We start from the raw sequence: 18845 nt of genomic DNA on the forward strand, positions 1-18845 counted from the left end.
GTCAAAGTGACGTGAAGCAGTTATGATAGATAGCGTCAAATAGACGAGAAGGCCTGTCTGCAGAGAAGAAAAGGTGCGTGACGTGACCACCGCCCAGCCCCTGGATGTCCAGCCGTCGCCCCTCGCGCTGCTGCTTCTCGGCCGAGAGGCCGACTCGAAGAGCGAGCGCGGCGTGGAGTGCCCCGGCGACCTTCCCTCGCCGTCCGACCCGGACCTGGTGGAGCGTGCCCGCGCGGCCAAGGAGAAGCTCGGGGACAAGGTCTTCGTCCTGGGGCACCACTACCAGCGCGACGAGGTCATCCAGTTCGCGGACGTCACCGGCGACTCCTTCAAGCTCGCGCGTGACGCGGCGGCCCGGCCGGAGGCCGAGTACATCGTCTTCTGCGGTGTGCACTTCATGGCCGAGTCGGCGGACATCCTGACGTCCGACGACCAGAAGGTCGTGCTGCCCGACCTGGCGGCGGGCTGCTCGATGGCCGACATGGCCACGGCCGAGCAGGTCGCCGAGTGCTGGGACGTGCTGACCGAGGCCGGCATCGCCGAGCAGGTCGTGCCCGTCTCGTACATGAACTCCTCCGCCGACATCAAGGCGTTCACCGGCAAGCACGGCGGAACGATCTGCACGTCCTCGAACGCCAAGCGGGCCCTGGACTGGGCCTTCGAGCAGGGAGAGAAGGTGCTGTTCCTGCCGGACCAGCACCTCGGCCGCAACACCGCGGTGCGCGACATGGGCATGTCGCTCGAGGACTGCGTGCTCTACAACCCGCACAAGCCCAACGGCGGCCTGACCGTCGAGGAGCTGCGCAACGCCAAGATGATCCTGTGGCGCGGGCACTGCTCGGTGCACGGCCGGTTCTCCCTGGACTCGGTCAACGACGTGCGGGAGCGGATCCCGGGCGTCAACGTGCTGGTGCACCCCGAGTGCAAGCACGAGGTCGTGGCGGCCGCGGACTACGTGGGCTCGACGGAGTACATCATCAAGACGCTGGAGGCGGCCCCGTCCGGCTCCAAGTGGGCCATCGGCACCGAGCTGAACCTGGTCCGCCGGGTGGCGAACGCGCACCCCGACAAGGAGATCGTCTTCCTCGACAAGACGGTCTGCTTCTGCTCGACGATGAACCGCATCGACCTGCCGCACCTGGTGTGGACGCTGGAGTCGCTGGCCGAGGGCAACCTGGTCAACCGGATCCAGGTCGACCGGGAGACGGAGAGCTTCGCGAAGCTGGCCCTGGAGCGGATGCTGGCGCTTCCGTAGCCGGTAGCAGTCGTACGTTGATGAGGGGCGCCCCGCCGTTGCGGGGCGCCCCTCACGCGTGTCCGAGTGGCCGCCGGGGGGTCAGGCGTTGACCCGCTCCGGAGTCTCCGACGCGGTCGGCGCGGCCGACTTCCGCTCCCGCTTCGCCGCCTTCTTCTTCGCACGGCGCTCCTTGCGGAGCTCGACCATCGCGTAGAGCGTCGGGACGAGCAGCAGGGTCAGCAGCGTCGAGGTGATCAGACCGCCGATCACCACCACCGCCAGCGGCTGCGCGATGAAGCCGCCCTCGCCCGTGACGCCCAGGGCCATCGGCAGCAGTGCGAAGATCGTCGCCAGTGCCGTCATCAGGATCGGGCGGAGCCGGTGGCGGCCGCCCTCGACGACCGCTTCGACGACGCCCAGACCCTGCGCCCGGTACTGGTTGATCAGGTCGATCAGGACGATCGCGTTGGTGACCACGATGCCGATGAGCATCAGCAGACCGATCATCGCCGGGACGCCCATCGCCGTCCCGGTCAGGATCAGCAGACCGATCGCGCCCGTCGCCGCGAAGGGGATGGACACCAGCAGGATCAGCGGCTGGACCAGGGACTTGAAGGTCGCGACCAGCAGCATGAACACGATCGCGATCGCCGCCAGCATCGCGAGGCCCAGCTTCAGGAACGCCTCGCTCTGGTCCTCGGAGACGCCTCCGATGGAGGCGGTGGCGCCCTCGGGCAGGTCCAGCGAACTGATCTTCGACTGGAGGGCCGAGCTCACCGCGCCGGTGTTGTCACCGGTCGGCTTGGCGGTGATCGTCGCGGCCCGCGAGCCGTCGATCCTGGTCATCGAGACCGGGCCCGGGACCAGCTTCACCTCGGCGATGTCGCCCAGCTTCACCGGGCCGAGGGGCAGCGCCTTCAGCTCGTCCAGCGTCTTCGCCGGGCGGGCCGACGTGATGACGATGTCCCGCTCGGTGTCGTCGAGGATCGCCCTGCCCGACGGGGTGCCGCGGACCGCCTGCGCCACCGCCATGCCGAGGGTCGTCTCGTTGAAGCCGGCCTCCGCCGCCTTCGCGGTGGCCCTGACCGAGATCCGCGGCACCGACTGCGAGAGATCACTCTGCACGTCGGTGACGTCGTCGAGCTCGGAGACCACGGCACGGACCTCTTCGGACGCCTTCTTCAGCGTCTGCGCGTCCGACGCCTTCACCACGACGCTCAGGTCCTGGCTGCCGAAGCCGTCGCCCGCCGCGATCGTCGTGTCGCCGATGCCGTCGAGCCTGCCCAGCTCCTCGTCGATGCGGTCGCGGGTCTTCTCGTACGACGCCGAGTCCTCCAGGGTCACCTGGTAAGAGGCCTGGTTGGCGCCCGTACCGCCACCGAAGGCCGCCATGAAGCCGGAGGAGCCGACAGTGACCTGATAGTCCTTCACCCCGTCGACCGAGGCCAGGACCTTCTCGACCTTCTTCGACGCCGCGTCGGCCGCCTCCAGGCTGGTGCCCGCCGCGAGCTCCTGCTTGATGGAGAGGACCTCCTGCTCGCCCTGGTCGAAGAAGTTCGTCTTCAGCAGCGGCGCCATGCCGAAGGTGCCCACGAGCACCACGATCGCGAGGGCGACGCTGGTGAGGCGGCGGCGGGTGGCGAACCGGAGCACCGGGACGTACATGCGCTGGAGCCTGCTGCGGCTCTCCTTCTCCTCGGCGGCGCGGCGCGCCTCGTCGGGGTCCTCGGAGGTGCCCTTGGGGGCGCGCAGGAACCAGAACGAGAGCACCGGGACGACCGTCAGCGAGACGAGCAGCGACGCCAGCAGGGCCGCGGTCACCGTCAGGCTGAACGAGCCGAACAGCTCGCCCACCATGCCGCCGACCAGGCCGATCGGCAGGAACACGGCCACGGTGGTGAGCGTGGAGGAGGTGACCGCGCCGGCGACCTCGCGGACGGCGGTCAGGATCGCCGCCTGGCGCTCCTCGCCGTAGCCGAGGTGCCGCTTGATGTTCTCCAGGACCACGATCGAGTCGTCGACGACCCGGCCGATCGCGATGGTCAGGGCGCCCAGCGTCAGCATGTTGAGGGAGAGGTCCCTCGTCCACAGCACGATGAGGGCGAGGACCACCGACAGCGGGATGGAGACCGCGGTGACCAGGGTGGAGCGGAGCGAGGCCAGGAACACCAGGATGACGAGGACGGCGAAGACCAGGCCGAGCGCGCCCTCCGTGGTGAGGCCGGAGATGGACTTGGAGACGGCCGGGCCCTGGTCGGAGACGACCGTCAGCTCGGCGCCGGCGCCCAGGTCCTTGCGGAGCACGGGCAGCTTGTCCTTGACCGCTTCGGAGATGGCGACGGCGCTGCCGTCGTTGTCCATGGTGGCCATGACGGCGAGGCTGGGCCTGCCGTTCGTACGGGTGAGGGAGACCCGCTGGGACTCCTGCTGCTTCACGGTGGCGATGTCACCGAGGCGGACCGGCGTGCCCTTGCCGGGCGCCGTCGGGGCGATCCGCAGGTCCTCGATCTGCTTCAGGGAGGTGAAGCCACCGCCGACCTGGACCGTACGGCTCTTGCCCGCTTCCGAGAAGGATCCGGCCGGGACCGTCGCGCCGCCCGATTTCAGGGCCTCGCCGAGCGCCATGGAGGTGATCCCCGCGGCCGCGAGCTTCGTGTCGTCGGGGGTGACCGAGACCTGGAGGTCCTGGACGCCGTCGACGGAGACCTGGCCGACACCGTCGATGTCCTCCAGGGCGGGGACGACGGTCCGCTCCAGCTGGTCGGCGAGGGCCTGCTGGTCCTTGTCGGAGGTGACGGCGAGGACGACGGTCGGGATGTCGTCCGTCGAACCGGCGACGACCTGGGGGTCGACGGTGTCCGGGAGCTGGACCCGGGCGCGGTTCACGGCCTGCTGGACATCGGCGACGAGCTGCTTGGTGCCCTCGTCCCCGTAGTCGAAGGTGGCCATGATCACGGCGTTGCCCTCGGACGCCGTGGAGGTGATGCCCTTGATGCCGTCGACGGCCTTGATGGTGTTCTCGAGCGGTTCGACGACCTGCTTCTCCACCACATCGGGGGACGCGCCCTGGTAGGGGGCGAGGACCGAGACCATCGGGAGTTCGATGGAGGGCAGCAGCTGCTGCTTCAGCTGCGGGATGGCGATCGCTCCGAAGACGATCGCGACGATCGAGATCAGCCCTGTCAGGGCCCGTTGCGCGAGGCTGAATCTGGACAGCCAGGACATGGGGTCTCTCTTCTGTGGCGTACTCGGCAGGTGGGCACCTGAGGCGGCCCGTCCGTGGGCACCAATGGCCCGCTTATACGATCTGCCATTCCACGGAGGGATCCGTCGGCCGCAGGTCCAGATTCCTCACGTCCCGCATACCGCGCCTGGAGTACGCCGTGGGCGCGTCCTACTCCACCCTTGGACGTACCAGGCCCGATTCGTACGCGATGACCACCAATTGGGCACGGTCACGGGCGCCGAGTTTCGCCATCGCACGGTTCACATGGGTCTTGACGGTGAGCGGGCTGACTTCGAGGCGGTCGGCGATCTCGTCGTTGGAGTGCCCGCCGGCGACGAGGACGAGGACCTCGCGTTCCCGTACGGTCAGCGCCGCGAGCCGCTCGGAGTGGGCCCCGGCCTCCTGGCCGGGCTCCGAACTTCCGCCCTGGGCGAGGAACTTGGCGATCAGACCCTTGGTCGCCACGGGCGAGAGCAGTGCCTCACCGGCGGCGGCGATCCGGATGGCGCTGAGGAGTTCGTCCGGCTCCGCGCCCTTTCCGAGGAAGCCGGACGCGCCCGCGCGCAGCGACTGCACGACGTACTCGTCGACCTCGAAGGTGGTCAGCATGACCACCCGTACCTCCGACAGCTCCGGATCGGCGCTGATCAGACGGGTGGCGGCGAGGCCGTCCGTGCCGGGCATCCGGATGTCCATGAGGACGACGTCGGCCTTCTCGGAGCGGGCGAGGGTGACGGCCTCGGCACCGTCGGCCGCCTCCCCGACGACCTCCATGTCGGGCTCGGAGTTCACGAGCACCTTGAACGCGCTGCGCAGCAGCGCCTGGTCGTCGGCGAGCAGCACCCTGATCGTCATGCGTCCCCCTCCGGGTGGGCCTTGAGGGGCAGTATCGCCTGGACGCGGAAGCCGCCGCCGTAGCGGGGGGCCGCGGTGAGGGTGCCGCCGAGCGCGGTGACGCGTTCGCGCATGCCGATGAGTCCATGCCCGCCGGTGTCCCGGCCGGGAGCCTGCTGGGCGGGGGTCTCGCAGGCGCCGTTGTCGAGGACGGTGACCTCGACGGTCCTGCCGACCCGCAGGACGCTCACCTCGGCCTTGGCGTCCGGGCCGGCGTGCTTGCGTACGTTGGTCAGCGCCTCCTGGATGATCCGGTAGGCGGCGAGGTCGACGGCGGCGGGCAGCCGCGTGTCGTGGTCGGTGCGGGCCAGATCGACGGGGAGCCCGGCGTGGCGGAAGGTGTCGAGCAGCTCGTCGAGGACGCCGAGGCCGGGGGCCGGTTCGGTGGGGGCCTCCGGGTCGCCGGACTGGCGCAGCAGGCCCACGGTGGCCCGCAGCTCGTTCAGGGCGGAGCGGCTGGCGTCCCGCACGTGCGCGAGTGCTTCCTTGGCCTGGTCGGGACGCTTGTCCATGACGTGGGCCGCGACGCCGGCCTGGACGTTGACCAGGGCGATGTGGTGGGCGACGACGTCATGGAGGTCGCGGGCGATCCGCAGGCGCTCTTCGGCGACGCGGCGCTTGGCCTCCTCGTCCCTGGTGCGCTCGGCCCGCTCGGCGCGCTCGCGTATCGCGTCGACGAAGGCACGGCGGCTGCGGACGGCGTCCCCGGCGGCCGCGGCCATGCCGGTCCAGGCGAAGATGCCGAGGTTCTCCTGGGTGTACCAGGGGGTGGTTCCGAAAAACATCGCGGCGCCGGTGAGCACGGCCATCGTGAGCAGACCGACGCGCCAGGTGGTGGGGCGGTCGGTGCGGGCGGCGACCGTGCAGAGCGCGATGACGGCGCTCATCGCGACCGGGGCGGGCGGATCGCCGCCGGCCACCAGCTCGACGAGGCTGACGGCGCCGGTGAAGAGGAGGACGGCGAGCGGGTTGCGCCGCCGCAGCACGAGTGCGCCGGCCCCGAGCAGCATCAGCAGCAGACTGCGCACCTCGGGCGTCCGGGTCCCGAAGGTGGGTCCGTGCGGCCCGTGCGGGTCGGCGAACGACCCGGCGACCATGCACACGAGCACGGCGAGGGCGAGGCCCCCGTCGAAAGCGAGCGGATGCGCCCGCAGCCAGCACCGGGTCCGCGTGAGCCCACTGCCGAGGGCGGTCGAGGTCGTCACGCCAAGCAACGGTACGGCGTATGCGGAGCGGCCGTGGGCGCCCCTCCCCCCGAACCGCGGCGCCCCCGTGGCCTGGGGCCTCGGGGGCACTGCGGGTGTTGGAGATGGGGCCGGTCAGAAGGAGGGGATCAGGCCCTCGTCGCCCAGCATTGCGCGCACCTCTTCGAGGGTCGCGTCCGGGGACGGGAGGATCAGTTCGGAGGGCTCCAGGGCGTCGTCCGGGAGCGGGTCGCCCAGTTCGCGGACCCGGTGCAGGAGTGCGTGGAGCGTGCGGCGGAAACCGTCGTCGTCGCCCCCCTGCATCTCCCGCAGCAGCTCGTCGTCGAGCTTGTCCAGTTCGGCGAGGTGGCTGTCGCCGAGCCTCACCTGACCCTCCCCCATGATCCTCACGATCATGACGCCGTCCTTACTGCTTGTCGAACTTCGGGTGGGAGGACTGCTGGGGCTGGTCCTGCGGGGTCGCCCCGCCGGCCGCGCCGCCTTCGATGGCCTGCTGCGACGTCGGGCCCCCGGCCAGCTCCGCCTTCATCCGCTGGAGCTCCAGCTCCACGTCCGTACCGCCGGACAGCCGGTCCAGCTCCGCCTGGAGGTCGTCCTTCTGGAGGCCGGACTGGTCGTCGAGCGCGCCCGAGGCGAGCAGCTCGTCGATCGCGCCGGCCCGCGCCTGGAGCTGCGCGGTCTTGTCCTCGGCGCGCTGGATCGCGACGCCGACGTCGCTCATCTCCTCCGAGATGCCGGAGAAGGACTCCGCGATCCGGGTCTGCGCCTGCGCCGCCGTGTAGGTCGCCTTGATGGTCTCCTTCTTCGTGCGGAAGGCGTCGACCTTGGCCTGGAGCCGCTGCGCCGCGAGCGTCAGCTTCTCCTCCTCGCCCTGCAGCGTCTGGTGCTGCACCTCGAGGTCGGTGACCTGCTGCTGCAGCGCCGCCCTGCGGGACAGCGCCTCTCGCGCCAGGTCCTCACGGCCGAGCGCCAGCGCCTTGCGGCCCTGGTCCTCCAGCTTGGAGGACTGGCCCTGGAGCTGGTTCAGCTGCAGCTCCAGGCGTTTGCGCGAGGTCGCCACGTCGGCGACGCCCCGGCGCACCTTCTGGAGCAGCTCCAGCTGCTTCTGGTAGGAGTAATCGAGGGTCTCGCGCGGATCCTCGGCCCGGTCAAGGGCCTTGTTTGCCTTCGCGCGGAAGATCATCCCCATACGCTTCATGACACCGCTCATGGGCTTCGCGCGCCCCCTTCTGACGGACTCGGCTCAAGCACTCCAACAGAACCCACAGTACGGGCCCTGCATCCATTACCGCACTGTTCGAGGACGGATGTGCTCCTCCCCAAGGACGACTGCGCACGGGGTCCGCTCCGGCGCGAGGAGTAGGCGGCCCTCAGGGATCCCGTGCGGTGCCGTCCGTTCTGGCCCGGTACGGACGCTGGTAGGGACGCAGCTCGTTGCCGGATCGTTCCCCGACGGGGTGGGGTCCATGCGTCCTACCCCGTACCCTTGGGTTTTGTGTTCCGTAGCCGTTCCAAGGAAGAGAAGGCCCCCACCGACAAGGTGACGGCGGACCTCTCCAAGCAGCCCCGCGACCCCGAGGCCCCCAAGGGCCGCCCGACCCCGAAGCGGAGTGAGGCCCAGACCCAGCGTCGCCGTGCGTCGACGGCACCGACCGACCGCAAGGAGGCCATGCGCCGCCAGCGCGAGGCCCGCCGTGTGGATCTCGCCAAGCAGCGCGAGGCGCTGGCCAGCGGTGACGAGCGCTATCTGCCGGCCCGCGACAAGGGCCCGGTCCGCCGCTTCGTGCGCGACTTCGTCGACTCGCGCTTCTGCATCGCGGAGTTCTTCCTCCCGATGGCCGTGGTGATCCTGGTCCTGTCCATGATCAGGGTCGGTCAGCTGCAGAACATCTCGCTGCTGCTCTGGCTCGGTGTGATCGTGATGATCGTCATCGACTCGATCGGCATCACGATCCGGCTCAGGAAGCAGCTGAACGAGCGCTTCCCGAACGAGCCGAAGCGCGGCGCTGTCGCCTACGGCCTGATGCGTACGCTCCAGATGCGTCGACTGCGGCTGCCGAAGCCGCAGGTCAAGCGCGGAGAGCGGCCCTGAGCACCCACCTCTGCGACTCCGGTGGGCCCGGCACGTCCGGTGCGCCCGGGGAGCTCTCCGGCTTGGGAGGCGCTCCGGCGCACTGGTCGGCCGGCTCCGGCGGGCTGCGCGACACCGTCCGCCAGGAGCTCGTCGCCCGCCAGCTCGACGAGCAGATAGCCGCCCGTTACCCCGTGGGGCAGCGGCTGCGGATACTCGACGTCGGCATGGGCCAGGGCACTCAGGCCCTGCGCCTGGCCAGGGGCGGACACACCGTGACCGGCCTGGAGGCCGACGCGGAACTGCTGAAGGCGGCCCGTGAGGCCCTCGCCTCCGAGCCCGCCGGCATCCGCGAGCGGGTCCGGCTGGTCGAGGGCGACGGCCGCGAGACCGGGGTGCACTTCCTGCCCGGCAGCTTCGACGTGGTGCTCTGCCACGGCGTGCTGATGTATGTGAACGAGCCGGACGCGCTGCTGGCGGGCCTCGCCCGGATGCTGGCGCCCGGCGGCCTGCTGTCCCTGGTCGTACGGAACGCGGAGGCGCTGGCCATGCGGCCGGGCCTGGCCGGGGACTGGGCGGGCGCGACCGCCGCCTTCGACTCGGACACGTACGCCGACCGGCTGGGCCAGAAAGTCCGCGCCGACCGGTTGGACGCGCTGACCTCGACGCTCGCCGGGATCGCGGCGCCCCTGCACGCCTGGTACGGCGTACGGGTCTTCACCGACGGTGTGCCGAACGACGTGGGCCTGCCCGCCGCCGCGGAGCTGGAGCGGCTGCTTGCGGCCGAGGACCGGGCGGGGCGCACGGAGCCGTACCGCAGGATCGCGGCGCTGTTGCATCTGTGCGGCGTGCGCGGCTGAAAACGACGGCGGGGACGGCCGACGCCTGATCGGCGGTCTAAGTCAGGCGTGCCGGGGGGACCGAAGTGACACTTCAGGCATGGATTCCTCCGTGCTCGTCCGACGCCGTGCCCGCGCCCTGCCGCCCCTGACGGCGGCAGTATGCGCCGTCGCCCTCGTCGCGGGCTGCTCCGGCGGCTCCTCCCCCGACGTGGCGGGACGACCCTCGACGCAGGCGGCCGCCCCGGTGGCCGACAACGAGCTGGAGACCGACTACCAGACCGTGATCAAGGACGTGCTGCCGTCGGTCGTGCAGATCGAGGCGGCCAACAGTCTCGGGTCCGGGATCATCTACGACGCCAAGGGACACATCGTCACCAACGCGCATGTGGTGGGCGAGGAGCGGACCTTCAAGGTCACCGTCGCCACGGGCGGGGCCGCGCTGACCGCGAAACTCGTCTCCAGCTATCCCGACCAGGACCTCGCCGTCATCAAGCTGGACGACGTGCCGCAGGGGATCAAGCCGGCGAAGTTCGGCGACTCCTCCAAGGTGGAGGTCGGGCAGATCGTCCTGGCGATGGGATCGCCGCTCGGTCTGTCCAGCAGCGTCACCCAGGGCATCGTGTCGGGCACCGGCCGGACGGTCAGCGAGGGCCGGACGGGCGGCGGCACGGGCGCGACCATCGCCAACATGGTGCAGACCTCGGCCGCGATCAACCCTGGGAACAGCGGCGGCGCGCTGGTGAACCTGGACGGCGAGATCATCGGCATTCCGACGCTGGCGGCGACCGACCCGGAGCTGGGCGGCATCGCGGCGCCGGGCATCGGCTTCGCGATCCCGGTGTCGATGGTCAGGACCGTCGCCGACCAGATCGTCAAGGACGGCAAGGTCACGGACTCGGGCCGGGCGGCCCTGAACATCACCGGCCGTACGGTGCTCGACGACGCCTACCAGCCGGCCGGGGTGGCCATCGTCGAAGTGACGTCCGGCGGCGCGGCCGAGAAGGCAGGGCTGCGGCCCGGGGACATCATCACCAAGCTCGGCTCCGAGCCGATCACGACCATCACCTCCCTGTCGGAGGCGCTGGCCGCCGCCGAGCCGGGCCAGAAGATCACCGTGACCTACACACGCAAAGGAGCCTCGAAGACGGCCGTGGTCGTCCTCGGCGAGATCTGACGGGCGGCACGCGCCCGGCGGGGTGCCGGGGCCTCCGGCAGGAGGCCCCGGCCCGAGCAGGGCCGCCGCCTACGCCTCCGGGTTCAGACTCATCGGGCCGTAGATCTTCGTCGCGTCCTCGAACAGCGTCACCTGCGTCGCCCCGCCGTCCAGCAGGGCCTTCCAGGTCTCACCGATCCACGACTCCGCGTCCCCCTGCGTCGTGAACTCCTCCGGCTCCACGGCCGGCTGGACCTCCGTCCCGTCGGACTTCTCGAACCGCCACGTCCATGCCATGTCCGCCTCCCGAGTCCCGCCAGGTGATCAGTTTCCTGCCCGCAGCGTAGCCGGGCGCGCACCCGGCGCGGTGACGCGGGAGGATCGTTCTCGTGGAACTGACTCTGCTCGGCACCGGAGCCCCCGGCGGGCTCCCCCGCCCCGACTGCCCCTGCGCCGCGTGCGCGTCCGCCCGTGGCGCGTTCGCGCGAGCCGCCACCGCCCTGCTCGTGGACGGCGCGCTGCTGCTCGATCTGACGCCCGGCGCCGCGCTGGCCGCCGCCCGGGCGGGGCATTCGCTCGTGGGCGTACGGCAGGTCCTGCTGACGCATCCGCACGAGGGGCCCACCATGGAGCTGCCCGCCGCGCTGCCGACCGCCGGGCGGGTGCCGGACGGCGCGGAGTTGACGCTGATCAGCGGGCACCGGGTGAGGGCCGTGGCGATGGACTCGCCGGGCACGGGGTACGAGGTGACCTCGCCGGAGGGCGAGCGGCTGCTCTATCTGCCGCCGGGCGGCGCCCCGGCGGGTCTGCCGGACGGCCCCAACACGTACGACATGGTCGTCGCCGATGTGACCGGCCGGCCCGACGGACTGGCGCGGCTGCGGGCCACGGGCGCCGTCGGTCCGGCGACGGATGTCGTCGCCGTGCACCTGGACCATGACGTGCCCCCGGGGCCCGAGCTGGCCAGGCGGTTGGCGGCGGCCGGGGCGCGGGCCGTCCCGGACGGGACCACGCTGGTCGTCGGCGAGTACCAGGACGTGCCCGACGTGCCCCGGCGCACGCTCGTGACCGGCGGGGCCAGGTCGGGCAAGTCGCTGGAGGCGGAGCGGCGCCTGGAGACGTTCCCCGAGGTGGTGTACGTGGCGACGGGCATCGCCCGGTACGGGGATGCCGAGTGGGCGGCCCGGGTGAGCCTGCACCGGGAGCGCCGGCCGGCGTCGTGGCGCACGGTCGAGACCTGTGATCTGGTGCCGCTGCTCACCGGCGAGGGGCCCGCGCTGCTGATCGACTGTCTGTCGCTGTGGCTGACGGACGCGATGGACCGGGTGGGCGCCTGGGACGACGACACCTGGCTCAAGGGCGGCCAGGACGCCCTGCGGGAGCGCGTGGACGAGCTGGTGGCGGCGGTGCGGGCGACGCCCCGGACGATCGTCGCGGTGACGAACGAGGTCGGTTCCGGGGTCGTGCCCGCCACGGCGTCGGGCCGCCGGTTCCGTGACGAACTGGGCCGGTTGAACGCCGCCTTCGGCGACGAGTGCGAGCACGTCCTGCTGGTCGTGTCGGGCCAGGCGCTGCCGCTGCGCGGCTGACTTCGCCGACTCCGCGGGCGGACGCGGGCTGCCGGTACTGTTCGACGAATGTGCTGGCTGTTGATGACGTCTCAAGGCGGAACCCTGTGAACCTGGACGACTTCTCCGACCTGATCGAACGCCCCGACAACGGGATGCGCCGCGACGCCGAGGAGCGCCGTGCGCGCCTGGCCGTGGCCCCCGGCACGCTCGGCCGTCTCGACGAGCTTGGCGAGTGGCTCTCGGCCGCGCAGGCCTCGGTACCGGTCAAGGCGATCGAACAGCCACGGGTGGTGCTGTTCGCCGGCGACCACGGGGTGGCCGGTCTCGGTGTCTCGGGCCGGCCGGCCGGGACGGCCCATGAGCTAGTACGGTCCGTGCTGGACGGCGCGAGCCCGGTCGCGGTCCTGGCCCGCCGCATGAACGTTCCGGTGCGGGTGGTCGACGCGGGTCTGGACTGCGACCCGGAGCTGCTGCCCGCCGATGTGGTGCGCCACCGGGTGCGGCGCGGCAGCGGCCGCATCGACATCGAGGACGCCCTGACGGCGGAGGAGGCCGAGCGGGCGGTGCGCCTCGGCATGGCGATCGCCGACGAGGAGGCCGACTCGGGCACCGACCTGGTGGTGCTCGGCGATCTGAGCGTGGGCGGCACCACGCCCGCCTCGGCGCTGATCGCGGCGCTGTGCGGCACGGACGCCTCGGTGGTGACCGGGCGCGGGGGCGCGGGCATCGACGATCTGGCCTGGATGCGCAAGTGCGCGGCGATCCGTGACGCGCTCCGGCGGGCCCGTCCCGTACTCGGCGACCAGCTGGAGCTGCTGGCGGCGGTCGGCGGCGCGGACCTGGCGGCGACGACCGGCTTCCTGCTGCAGAGCGCGGTACGGCGGATGCCGGTGATTCTGGACGGTGTGGTCTCGGCGGCCTGCGCTCTGGTGGCCCAGCGGGCCGCGTTCCGGGCGCCGGACTGGTGGCTGGCGGGTCAGGTGACCGGTGAGCCGGCGCAGATGAAGGCGCTGGACCGGATGGCACTCAACCCCCTGCTCGACCACGGCGTCACTGTGGGAGAGGGAACCGGGGCACTGCTGGCCCTTCCCCTTGTCCAGGCTTCCGCCGCGCTCGCCGCGGAGCTGCCCGAACTGCCGGAGCCCCCGGCGGCGGAGCAGAAGGCGGAGGACAAGACGGGGGACGAGGCGGAGGAGTAGCGGACCGAACGCGGGTACGGCCGCCACGCGTCATCGACGGCCGTACCGGCGTCCGCCATGACATGTGATGCCCCATATGATCACGTTTCATGGGAGAGGTCCTTTTGTCTGCCGACCGTGCCGTTCGTACCGACCGTACGTCCGCCGAAGGGGCGCCCCGGAGCAGCCGTCGCTCGCGACGCGCCGCCGCGTTCGCCGTCTGGTACCTGCGCGTCGTCACGTTCATCAACTTCCTGAGCGCCGTCTGGGTCTCCCTCGGCCAGGACCTGCGCCGGCACAACACGGACGACTTCTTCACCCCGTACCTGCTGACGGCGGGCTTCGCCTCCGGCGCCTTCACGCTCTTCCTGGCGATCACCATGCGGCGCCGCAAGCGTGCCGCGTGGATCCTCAACACCGTGCTCAGCGGGCTGTTCCTGCCGCTCTTCGCCTTCGCGATGGTCTTCCCCGAGATCCGGCGCCACCCGCAGAACTGGCTCTCCCTGGTCCTCACAGCCGCCTTCGTCCTCGCGCTGCTGCTCGGCCGCAAGGAGTTCTACGCACGGGGCGACCGGTCCAACCCCCGTCTCGCGGCCGTCGTGGCCGCCGCCGGGCTTCTCGTGGCCTCGCTGCTCGCGGCCGTCCTGGTCACCGTCACCAACACCGCGGCCTCCTCCGCGGGCTTCCTCGACCGGTGGCGCTACGGCGTGATGCGGCTGGTGACGCTCGTGCCCGACGACGCCGGGATCGCGGGCATCTCCACTCCCGGCTGGGTCGACGTCGCCATCAACGTCCTGTCCACGCTGCTGCTGTTCGCCGTGCTGTTCGCGGCGTTCCGCTCGCGCCGGGCCGTCGATCCGCTCACCGAGGAGGACGAGGAGAAGCTGCGCGCGCTCCTCGACAAGTACGGCGAGCGCGACTCCCTCGGCTACTTCGCGCTGCGCCGCGAGAAGAGCGCGGTGTGGTCGGCCAGCGAGAAGGCGGCCGTCGTCTACCGCGTCGTCGGTGGCGTCTCGCTCGCGTCGGGTGACCCGATCGGCGACCCGGAGGCCTGGCCGGGGGCGATCGAGCCCTGGCTGGCCGAGGCGCGCGAGCACGGCTGGATCCCGGCCGTGATGGGCGCGAGCGAGGAGGCCGGGACGATCTACGCGCGGCACGGCCTGGACGCCCTGGAGCTGGGCGACGAGGCGATCGTGGAGACCGACGAGTTCACCCTGGACGGGCGGGCGATGCGCACGGTCCGGCAGGCGTACAACCGGGCGGGCCGGGCCGGGTATCGGGTGCGGATCCGCCGTCATGAGGAGATTCCCGCCGAGGAGATGGCCGAGTTGCTGCGCAAGGCCGACGACTGGCGCGACGGCGCCACCGAGCGCGGTTTCTCGATGGCGCTCGGACGGCTCGGCGACCCGGCCGACGGGCGGTGCGTGATGCTCGAGTGCACCGACGCCCGGGGCGACCTGAGGGCGGTGCTGTCGTTCGTCCCGTGGGGCCCCGAGGGCCTGTCGCTGGACCTGATGCGGCGTGACCGGAACTCCGAGAACGGCCTGATGGAGTTCATGGTCATCGAACTCCTCCAGCAGGCGAAGGAGATCGGGATCACTCAGGTCTCGCTCAACTTCGCGATGTTCCGATCGGTCTTCGAACGTGGCGCGAAGCTCGGGGCCGGTCCCGTGCTCCGGCTGTGGCGCTCGCTGCTCAGCTTCTTCTCCCGCTGGTGGCAGATCGAGTCGCTGTACCGCGCCAACGCCAAGTACCGACCGATCTGGGAGCCCCGCTTCATGCTCTTCGAGAAGAGCGCCGATCTGCTGCGCATCGGCGTCGCCGCGGGCCGCGCGGAGGGCTTCCTCGAAGCCCCCGGCCTGCCCAAGTGGCTGTACCGCAAGCATCTGGAGGGCGGGCGTTGAGAGCCTTCGCGCGCCGCGAATGGGGGACGTTGTACGAGACGGTGCGCGCGGCGCTCGTCGTCAGGAGGTGGCGCGCGATCCCGATGACGCTCGCGGCGGTCTGTCTGACGGCACTGCTCCAGCTCGTGCAGAACCAGGACTGGGGCTACGAGCCCGTCCAGAACACGGGTTCCGTACGGGCCGAGGACCCGCTGTGGCTCGCGCTGCTGCGGACCCCCCTGTCGCTGTGCGTCCCCGCGCTGGACCTGCCCGTGTGGGGGGCCCTCGGGCAGGTGCTGCTGGTGTTCGGTGTCGCCGAGATCTGTCTGGGCCGGTGGCGGACCCTGGCCCTGGCGTATCTGGCGACTCTCGCCGGAACGATGTACGCCCGCGTGGGCATCGCGCTCGGGCCGGACAGCACCCTGGGGCTGCCCTCCTCGGACTCCCTGGTCGTCGACACCGGCCCGTCGGCGGCGGTCGTCGGGCTCGCGGTCTTCGTCTCCTGGCGCTACCGGGCGTGGCTGACCGGGGGGCTGGTGGTGCTCGCGATGGTGATAGAGGTGGTGGTCAAGAACAACCTCGCCGGCAAGGAACACCTGGCGGCCATCGCGGCGGTCCTGGTGGTGTGCGCGGTCTCGGGGTGGCGGGAGCGGAAGCCGGACGGGGTCAGTGGCGGCGGGGGCCGTGGCCCGGCACGCGCTCCTGAAACCCGCCGATCAGGTCCTGGAGACGGCGGCTGACGCCGTTCCAGCGGCGGTCGTGATGGTAGGCGCGCAGTCCGGCGCGGGCGCGCGCCTTCGGCCGCCGGCGGTAGATCCGGCGTGCCCACAGGGAGCCGGGGCGGGCGAGGCGGAGGGCTCCGAAGACGGCCACGAACGGCACCAGGGTGCCGATGATCGCCAGCTTGAACTTGCCCTTGAACAGGGCGGCGAGGACGAAGAGGAAGTTCACCGCGAGGGTGAGGATCAGGCTGCCCCGGTTCTCCCGCTCACCGGGGCTGAGCTCGTTGACGCCGAGCGGCGAGAAGCCACCGAGCACCAGCGTCACCAGTGCGGCGGTCAGCACGACGACCTCGACGCTCTTGCGGCCCTGATCGCTCCAGTACACGTCGTCGAGGTGCAGGATCAGGGCGAACTCGTCGAGGACCAGGCCCGCCCCGAGCCCGAAGACGACGGCGAAGAAGCCGGCGGCCCATCCCTCCCGGCCGGTGGCGACCGCGCCGAAACCGCCGATGACGACGAGGATCACCCCGGGCACCACGTGGTGGATGTGCAGCCCGCCGGAGCTCACGTTCCCGAACGGCCCCTTCCCGGCCCGGATCAGCCGGGTGACGGTCCGGGTGAGCAGGAACGTCAGCACGAAGGAGGCCAGCGCGAGCAGCAGCGGCAGCTTCCCGGGCTCGACGACGTTGCGGTAGAACCAGTGACCCATGCCACCCGCTTCCCTTGTGCGCGTTATGCGTAATTTAACCGGGCGGTGCGGCGACTACTCTGCCCCGAATGGACGGCATCCGCTTCGCCTTCGGCACGCTCACCGTGCTTCCCGCCCGTGTGACCCGCTGGGACCGGGACGCGGCGCGCGCCGGAATGCTCCGCGCGCCGGTGGCGGGGCTCGTGGTGGGCCTGGCCGCCGCGGCGGCCGGCGGCCTCGCCCTGCTGCTCGGCGCAGGCCCGCTGCTCGCCGCCGTCCTCTCCGCGGCCGTCCCGGCGGCGATGACCCGGGGGCTGCATCTGGACGGCCTCGCGGACACGGCCGACGGCCTGGGCAGCGCGCGGCCGGCCGAGGACGCGCTGCGGATCATGAAGCAGTCGGACATCGGACCGTTCGGTGTGATCACACTGCTCTTCTTCCTACTGGCTCAGGTCGCGGCGCTGTTCGAGCTGTACGGCGAGGGGTGGGCCCACGGCCTGGTGGCCGCCGCCCTCGCGGCCACCGTCTCCCGCCTCGCCCTCACCCTGGCCTCCCGGACGGGCGTCCCGGCCGCCCGCCCCGAGGGCCTGGGCGCGATGGTCGCGGGAACGGTCCCCGCGGGCCCCGCCGCCGCCGTGACCGCCCTGGTCCTTGCGGCGTGCGCGGTGTCGGGCACTCTCCTCGACCCGTACGGGCCCCTGCGGGCACTCCTCTCGGCGGCGGCCGCGCTGCTGGCGGCCGAGCTGCTGCTACGGCGCTGCGTGCGGCGGTTCGGCGGGGTGACGGGGGACGTGTTCGGCGCGGTGGAGGAAACGGCGGCGACTATGGCGCTGGTAGCACTGACCCTGGGGTGACCGGTCGCCGAGGTGGTCGTTCACCGAGGTGATCATGCGCTGACGTGATCATGCGTTGAAGTGATCGTTCCGTGACGTCGTGGAGGGCAACCTTCCGCTCGACGCGCAGGTCATGAAGCCGTGATCACACGCTCGCCCGCGCTCGTCGCCGTTCTCGCCGCCACCGCTCTGTGCCTCTCCGCCTGTGACGGCGGCGATCAGCCGAAGGCCGCCCCCTCCTCGCACCCCGTCTTCTCGCAGCCCCTCGGTCGCCAGGTCTTCCTGGCGGTGCGCCGGACCCAGAAGACGGGCAGCGCGGGATTCACCCAGACGGTGACGTTCACGTCGAAGAAGGGCACGGCGGTCCAGACGCTCACGGGCAGGCTGGACTTCGCGAGCGGCAGGGGCGAGGCGACGAGCACCTGGAAGGTGCCGAGCGGCTTCCCCGCGGAGACCAGGGAGGCGGTCCTCGGCGCGACGCAGGGGCGCGGGACCGCCGACGCGTCCGGCCGGTACGTCGTCGACAACCAGACCATCCACTACCGGGCCGCGTCCTCGGCGTACTGGCTGAGCTACGGGGCGGCCGACGCGAAACCGCTCTGGGGCATCGACTCGATCAGTCATCTGCGCGGCACCGAGGCGCCCGTCGGCGGCACGCTCCTGGAGGCCCTGAGCGGCGCCGAGGCGACCTCGCGGCAGGGGACGGCGGGCCGGACCTACCGGGCCGACTTCTCCCGCACCGTCGCCATGCACCTCTTCCCGTACGACCTGCGGCAGGAGTTCGCCCCGATCCCCCTCTACGACGACGGGTCCACCGTCCCGGTGACCCTGGACGTCGACGGCGACGGCAGGATCACCCACGCCGTGGCCGACGTGTCGTCCGTCCTCGCGAAGAAGGGGGACACGAGGGTGATCCCCAGCGCACTGGCCGAGGTGACGGGGGTGCGCGTCGAGCTCTCCCTCGACGACTTCGGCGCGTCGAAGCCCGCCGCCTCCGCCTCGCCGCCGGGGCGGAACCTGGACGCGGGCGCCGCGGTGATCTCCAGCTTCGACGCCAAGGCGGGCGAATGCCTGGACTTCAACACCGGCCTGCGGCACACCCGGATGGTCGTCCGTGTCCCGTGCGCCGGCCGGCACGACGGCCGGGTCTTCGCACAGGCCTGGCTCGACGGGGACTACCCGGGGGCCGAGAAGGCGCTGAAGCAGGCGGAGAAGGCGTGCGGCCGGTCCGCGACGACCGACCGGTTCTGGTTCACGTGGTCGTCCGCACGCGAGTGGTCGGAGCCGGGCGGCGGCCGCGCCACCTGTTACGTCGTCACCGGTGAGGGACGGGCGGACTGAA

The 18845-nt window shown here is 71.5% G+C and carries 17 protein-coding genes; 10 read left to right on the plus strand and 7 right to left on the minus strand.

All coding sequences use genetic code 11. The features are described from left to right. The first annotated feature begins 73 nt into the window (after positions 1-73). Complete coding sequence (nadA, locus tag ACZ5VC_RS02030) at positions 74-1255, plus strand: quinolinate synthase NadA (RefSeq protein WP_469118186.1); 1182 nt, start codon at positions 74-76, stop codon at positions 1253-1255. 81 nt (positions 1256-1336) lie between these two features. On the opposite strand, the gene ACZ5VC_RS02035 is transcribed toward nadA, so the two are convergent. The 5 genes from ACZ5VC_RS02035 to ACZ5VC_RS02055 form a co-directional block, all read right to left on the minus strand. Continuing rightward, positions 1337-4462: an efflux RND transporter permease subunit gene (locus ACZ5VC_RS02035; protein ID WP_469118187.1), complete on the minus strand. Its 3126-nt coding sequence runs from the start codon at positions 4460-4462 to the stop codon at positions 1337-1339. 169 nt (positions 4463-4631) lie between these two features. Next, positions 4632-5318 (minus strand): response regulator, encoded by a 687-nt coding sequence (locus ACZ5VC_RS02040; protein ID WP_469118188.1) that lies wholly within the window; start codon positions 5316-5318, stop codon positions 4632-4634. Then, entirely contained in the window at positions 5315-6571 is a 1257-nt protein-coding gene (locus ACZ5VC_RS02045) for a sensor histidine kinase (RefSeq protein WP_469118189.1), read from the minus strand. Before ACZ5VC_RS02045 ends, ACZ5VC_RS02040 begins: the two co-directional genes overlap by 4 nt. A 105-nt stretch (positions 6572-6676) precedes the next feature. Next, the gene (gene pspAA / locus ACZ5VC_RS02050; RefSeq protein WP_469118190.1) at positions 6677-6958 is read right to left on the minus strand and encodes a PspA-associated protein PspAA; all 282 of its coding nucleotides are present in this window, start codon (positions 6956-6958) and stop codon (positions 6677-6679) included. Positions 6959-6968: 10 nt separating this feature from the next. Continuing rightward, positions 6969-7772 carry a PspA/IM30 family protein gene (locus tag ACZ5VC_RS02055; RefSeq protein WP_469118191.1) on the minus strand — a complete coding sequence of 268 codons (804 nt, stop codon included), beginning with the start codon at positions 7770-7772 and terminating at the stop codon, positions 6969-6971. Positions 7773-8057: 285 nt separating this feature from the next. Between ACZ5VC_RS02055 and ACZ5VC_RS02060 the strand changes: the two genes are divergently transcribed. From ACZ5VC_RS02060 to ACZ5VC_RS02070, 3 genes are all read left to right on the plus strand, one after another. Continuing rightward, positions 8058-8654, plus strand: coding sequence for a DUF3043 domain-containing protein (locus ACZ5VC_RS02060; RefSeq protein ID WP_469118192.1), 597 nt, complete (start codon positions 8058-8060; stop codon positions 8652-8654). 62 nt (positions 8655-8716) lie between these two features. Beyond that, the gene (locus ACZ5VC_RS02065) at positions 8717-9493 is read left to right on the plus strand and encodes a class I SAM-dependent methyltransferase (protein WP_469118193.1); all 777 of its coding nucleotides are present in this window, start codon (positions 8717-8719) and stop codon (positions 9491-9493) included. Between the two features lie 79 nt (positions 9494-9572). Next, entirely contained in the window at positions 9573-10649 is a 1077-nt protein-coding gene (locus ACZ5VC_RS02070) for a S1C family serine protease (protein ID WP_469118194.1), read from the plus strand. A 69-nt stretch (positions 10650-10718) separates the two neighbouring features. Here the strand turns inward: ACZ5VC_RS02070 and ACZ5VC_RS02075 are convergent, their stop codons facing one another. Next, complete coding sequence (locus tag ACZ5VC_RS02075; protein ID WP_469118195.1) at positions 10719-10925, minus strand: hypothetical protein; 207 nt, start codon at positions 10923-10925, stop codon at positions 10719-10721. A gap of 92 nt (positions 10926-11017) precedes the next feature. Between ACZ5VC_RS02075 and ACZ5VC_RS02080 the strand changes: the two genes are divergently transcribed. From ACZ5VC_RS02080 to ACZ5VC_RS02095, 4 genes are all read left to right on the plus strand, one after another. Continuing rightward, a complete protein-coding gene (locus tag ACZ5VC_RS02080; protein ID WP_469118196.1) occupies positions 11018-12217 on the plus strand; it encodes a bifunctional adenosylcobinamide kinase/adenosylcobinamide-phosphate guanylyltransferase in 1200 nt (399 codons plus the stop codon). 86 nt (positions 12218-12303) lie between these two features. Then, positions 12304-13398 (plus strand): nicotinate-nucleotide--dimethylbenzimidazole phosphoribosyltransferase, encoded by a 1095-nt coding sequence (cobT, locus tag ACZ5VC_RS02085; protein WP_469118197.1) that lies wholly within the window; start codon positions 12304-12306, stop codon positions 13396-13398. Between the two features lie 89 nt (positions 13399-13487). After that, on the plus strand, positions 13488-15281 hold the full coding sequence (locus ACZ5VC_RS02090; protein WP_469118198.1) for a phosphatidylglycerol lysyltransferase domain-containing protein: 1794 nt from the start codon (positions 13488-13490) through the stop codon (positions 15279-15281). Continuing rightward, positions 15278-16000, plus strand: a complete 723-nt coding sequence (locus ACZ5VC_RS02095) for a hypothetical protein (protein WP_469118199.1) — start codon at positions 15278-15280, stop codon at positions 15998-16000. Before ACZ5VC_RS02090 ends, ACZ5VC_RS02095 begins: the two co-directional genes overlap by 4 nt. Here the strand turns inward: ACZ5VC_RS02095 and ACZ5VC_RS02100 are convergent. Further along, positions 15927-16691 (minus strand): hypothetical protein, encoded by a 765-nt coding sequence (locus ACZ5VC_RS02100; protein ID WP_469118200.1) that lies wholly within the window; start codon positions 16689-16691, stop codon positions 15927-15929. The genes ACZ5VC_RS02095 and ACZ5VC_RS02100 overlap by 74 nt on opposite strands. Before the next feature lie 68 nt (positions 16692-16759). Here ACZ5VC_RS02100 and cobS point away from each other — a divergent pair, with 68 nt between their 5' ends. Together cobS and ACZ5VC_RS02110 are read left to right on the plus strand one after the other, a co-directional pair. Beyond that, a complete protein-coding gene (gene cobS / locus ACZ5VC_RS02105; protein WP_469118201.1) occupies positions 16760-17524 on the plus strand; it encodes an adenosylcobinamide-GDP ribazoletransferase in 765 nt (254 codons plus the stop codon). A 120-nt stretch (positions 17525-17644) separates the two neighbouring features. Continuing rightward, the gene (locus ACZ5VC_RS02110; RefSeq protein ID WP_469118202.1) at positions 17645-18844 is read left to right on the plus strand and encodes a hypothetical protein; all 1200 of its coding nucleotides are present in this window, start codon (positions 17645-17647) and stop codon (positions 18842-18844) included. Position 18845 lies beyond the last annotated feature (1 nt).

The sequence above is a fragment of the Streptomyces sp. NPDC033174 genome, from assembly GCF_055577795.1.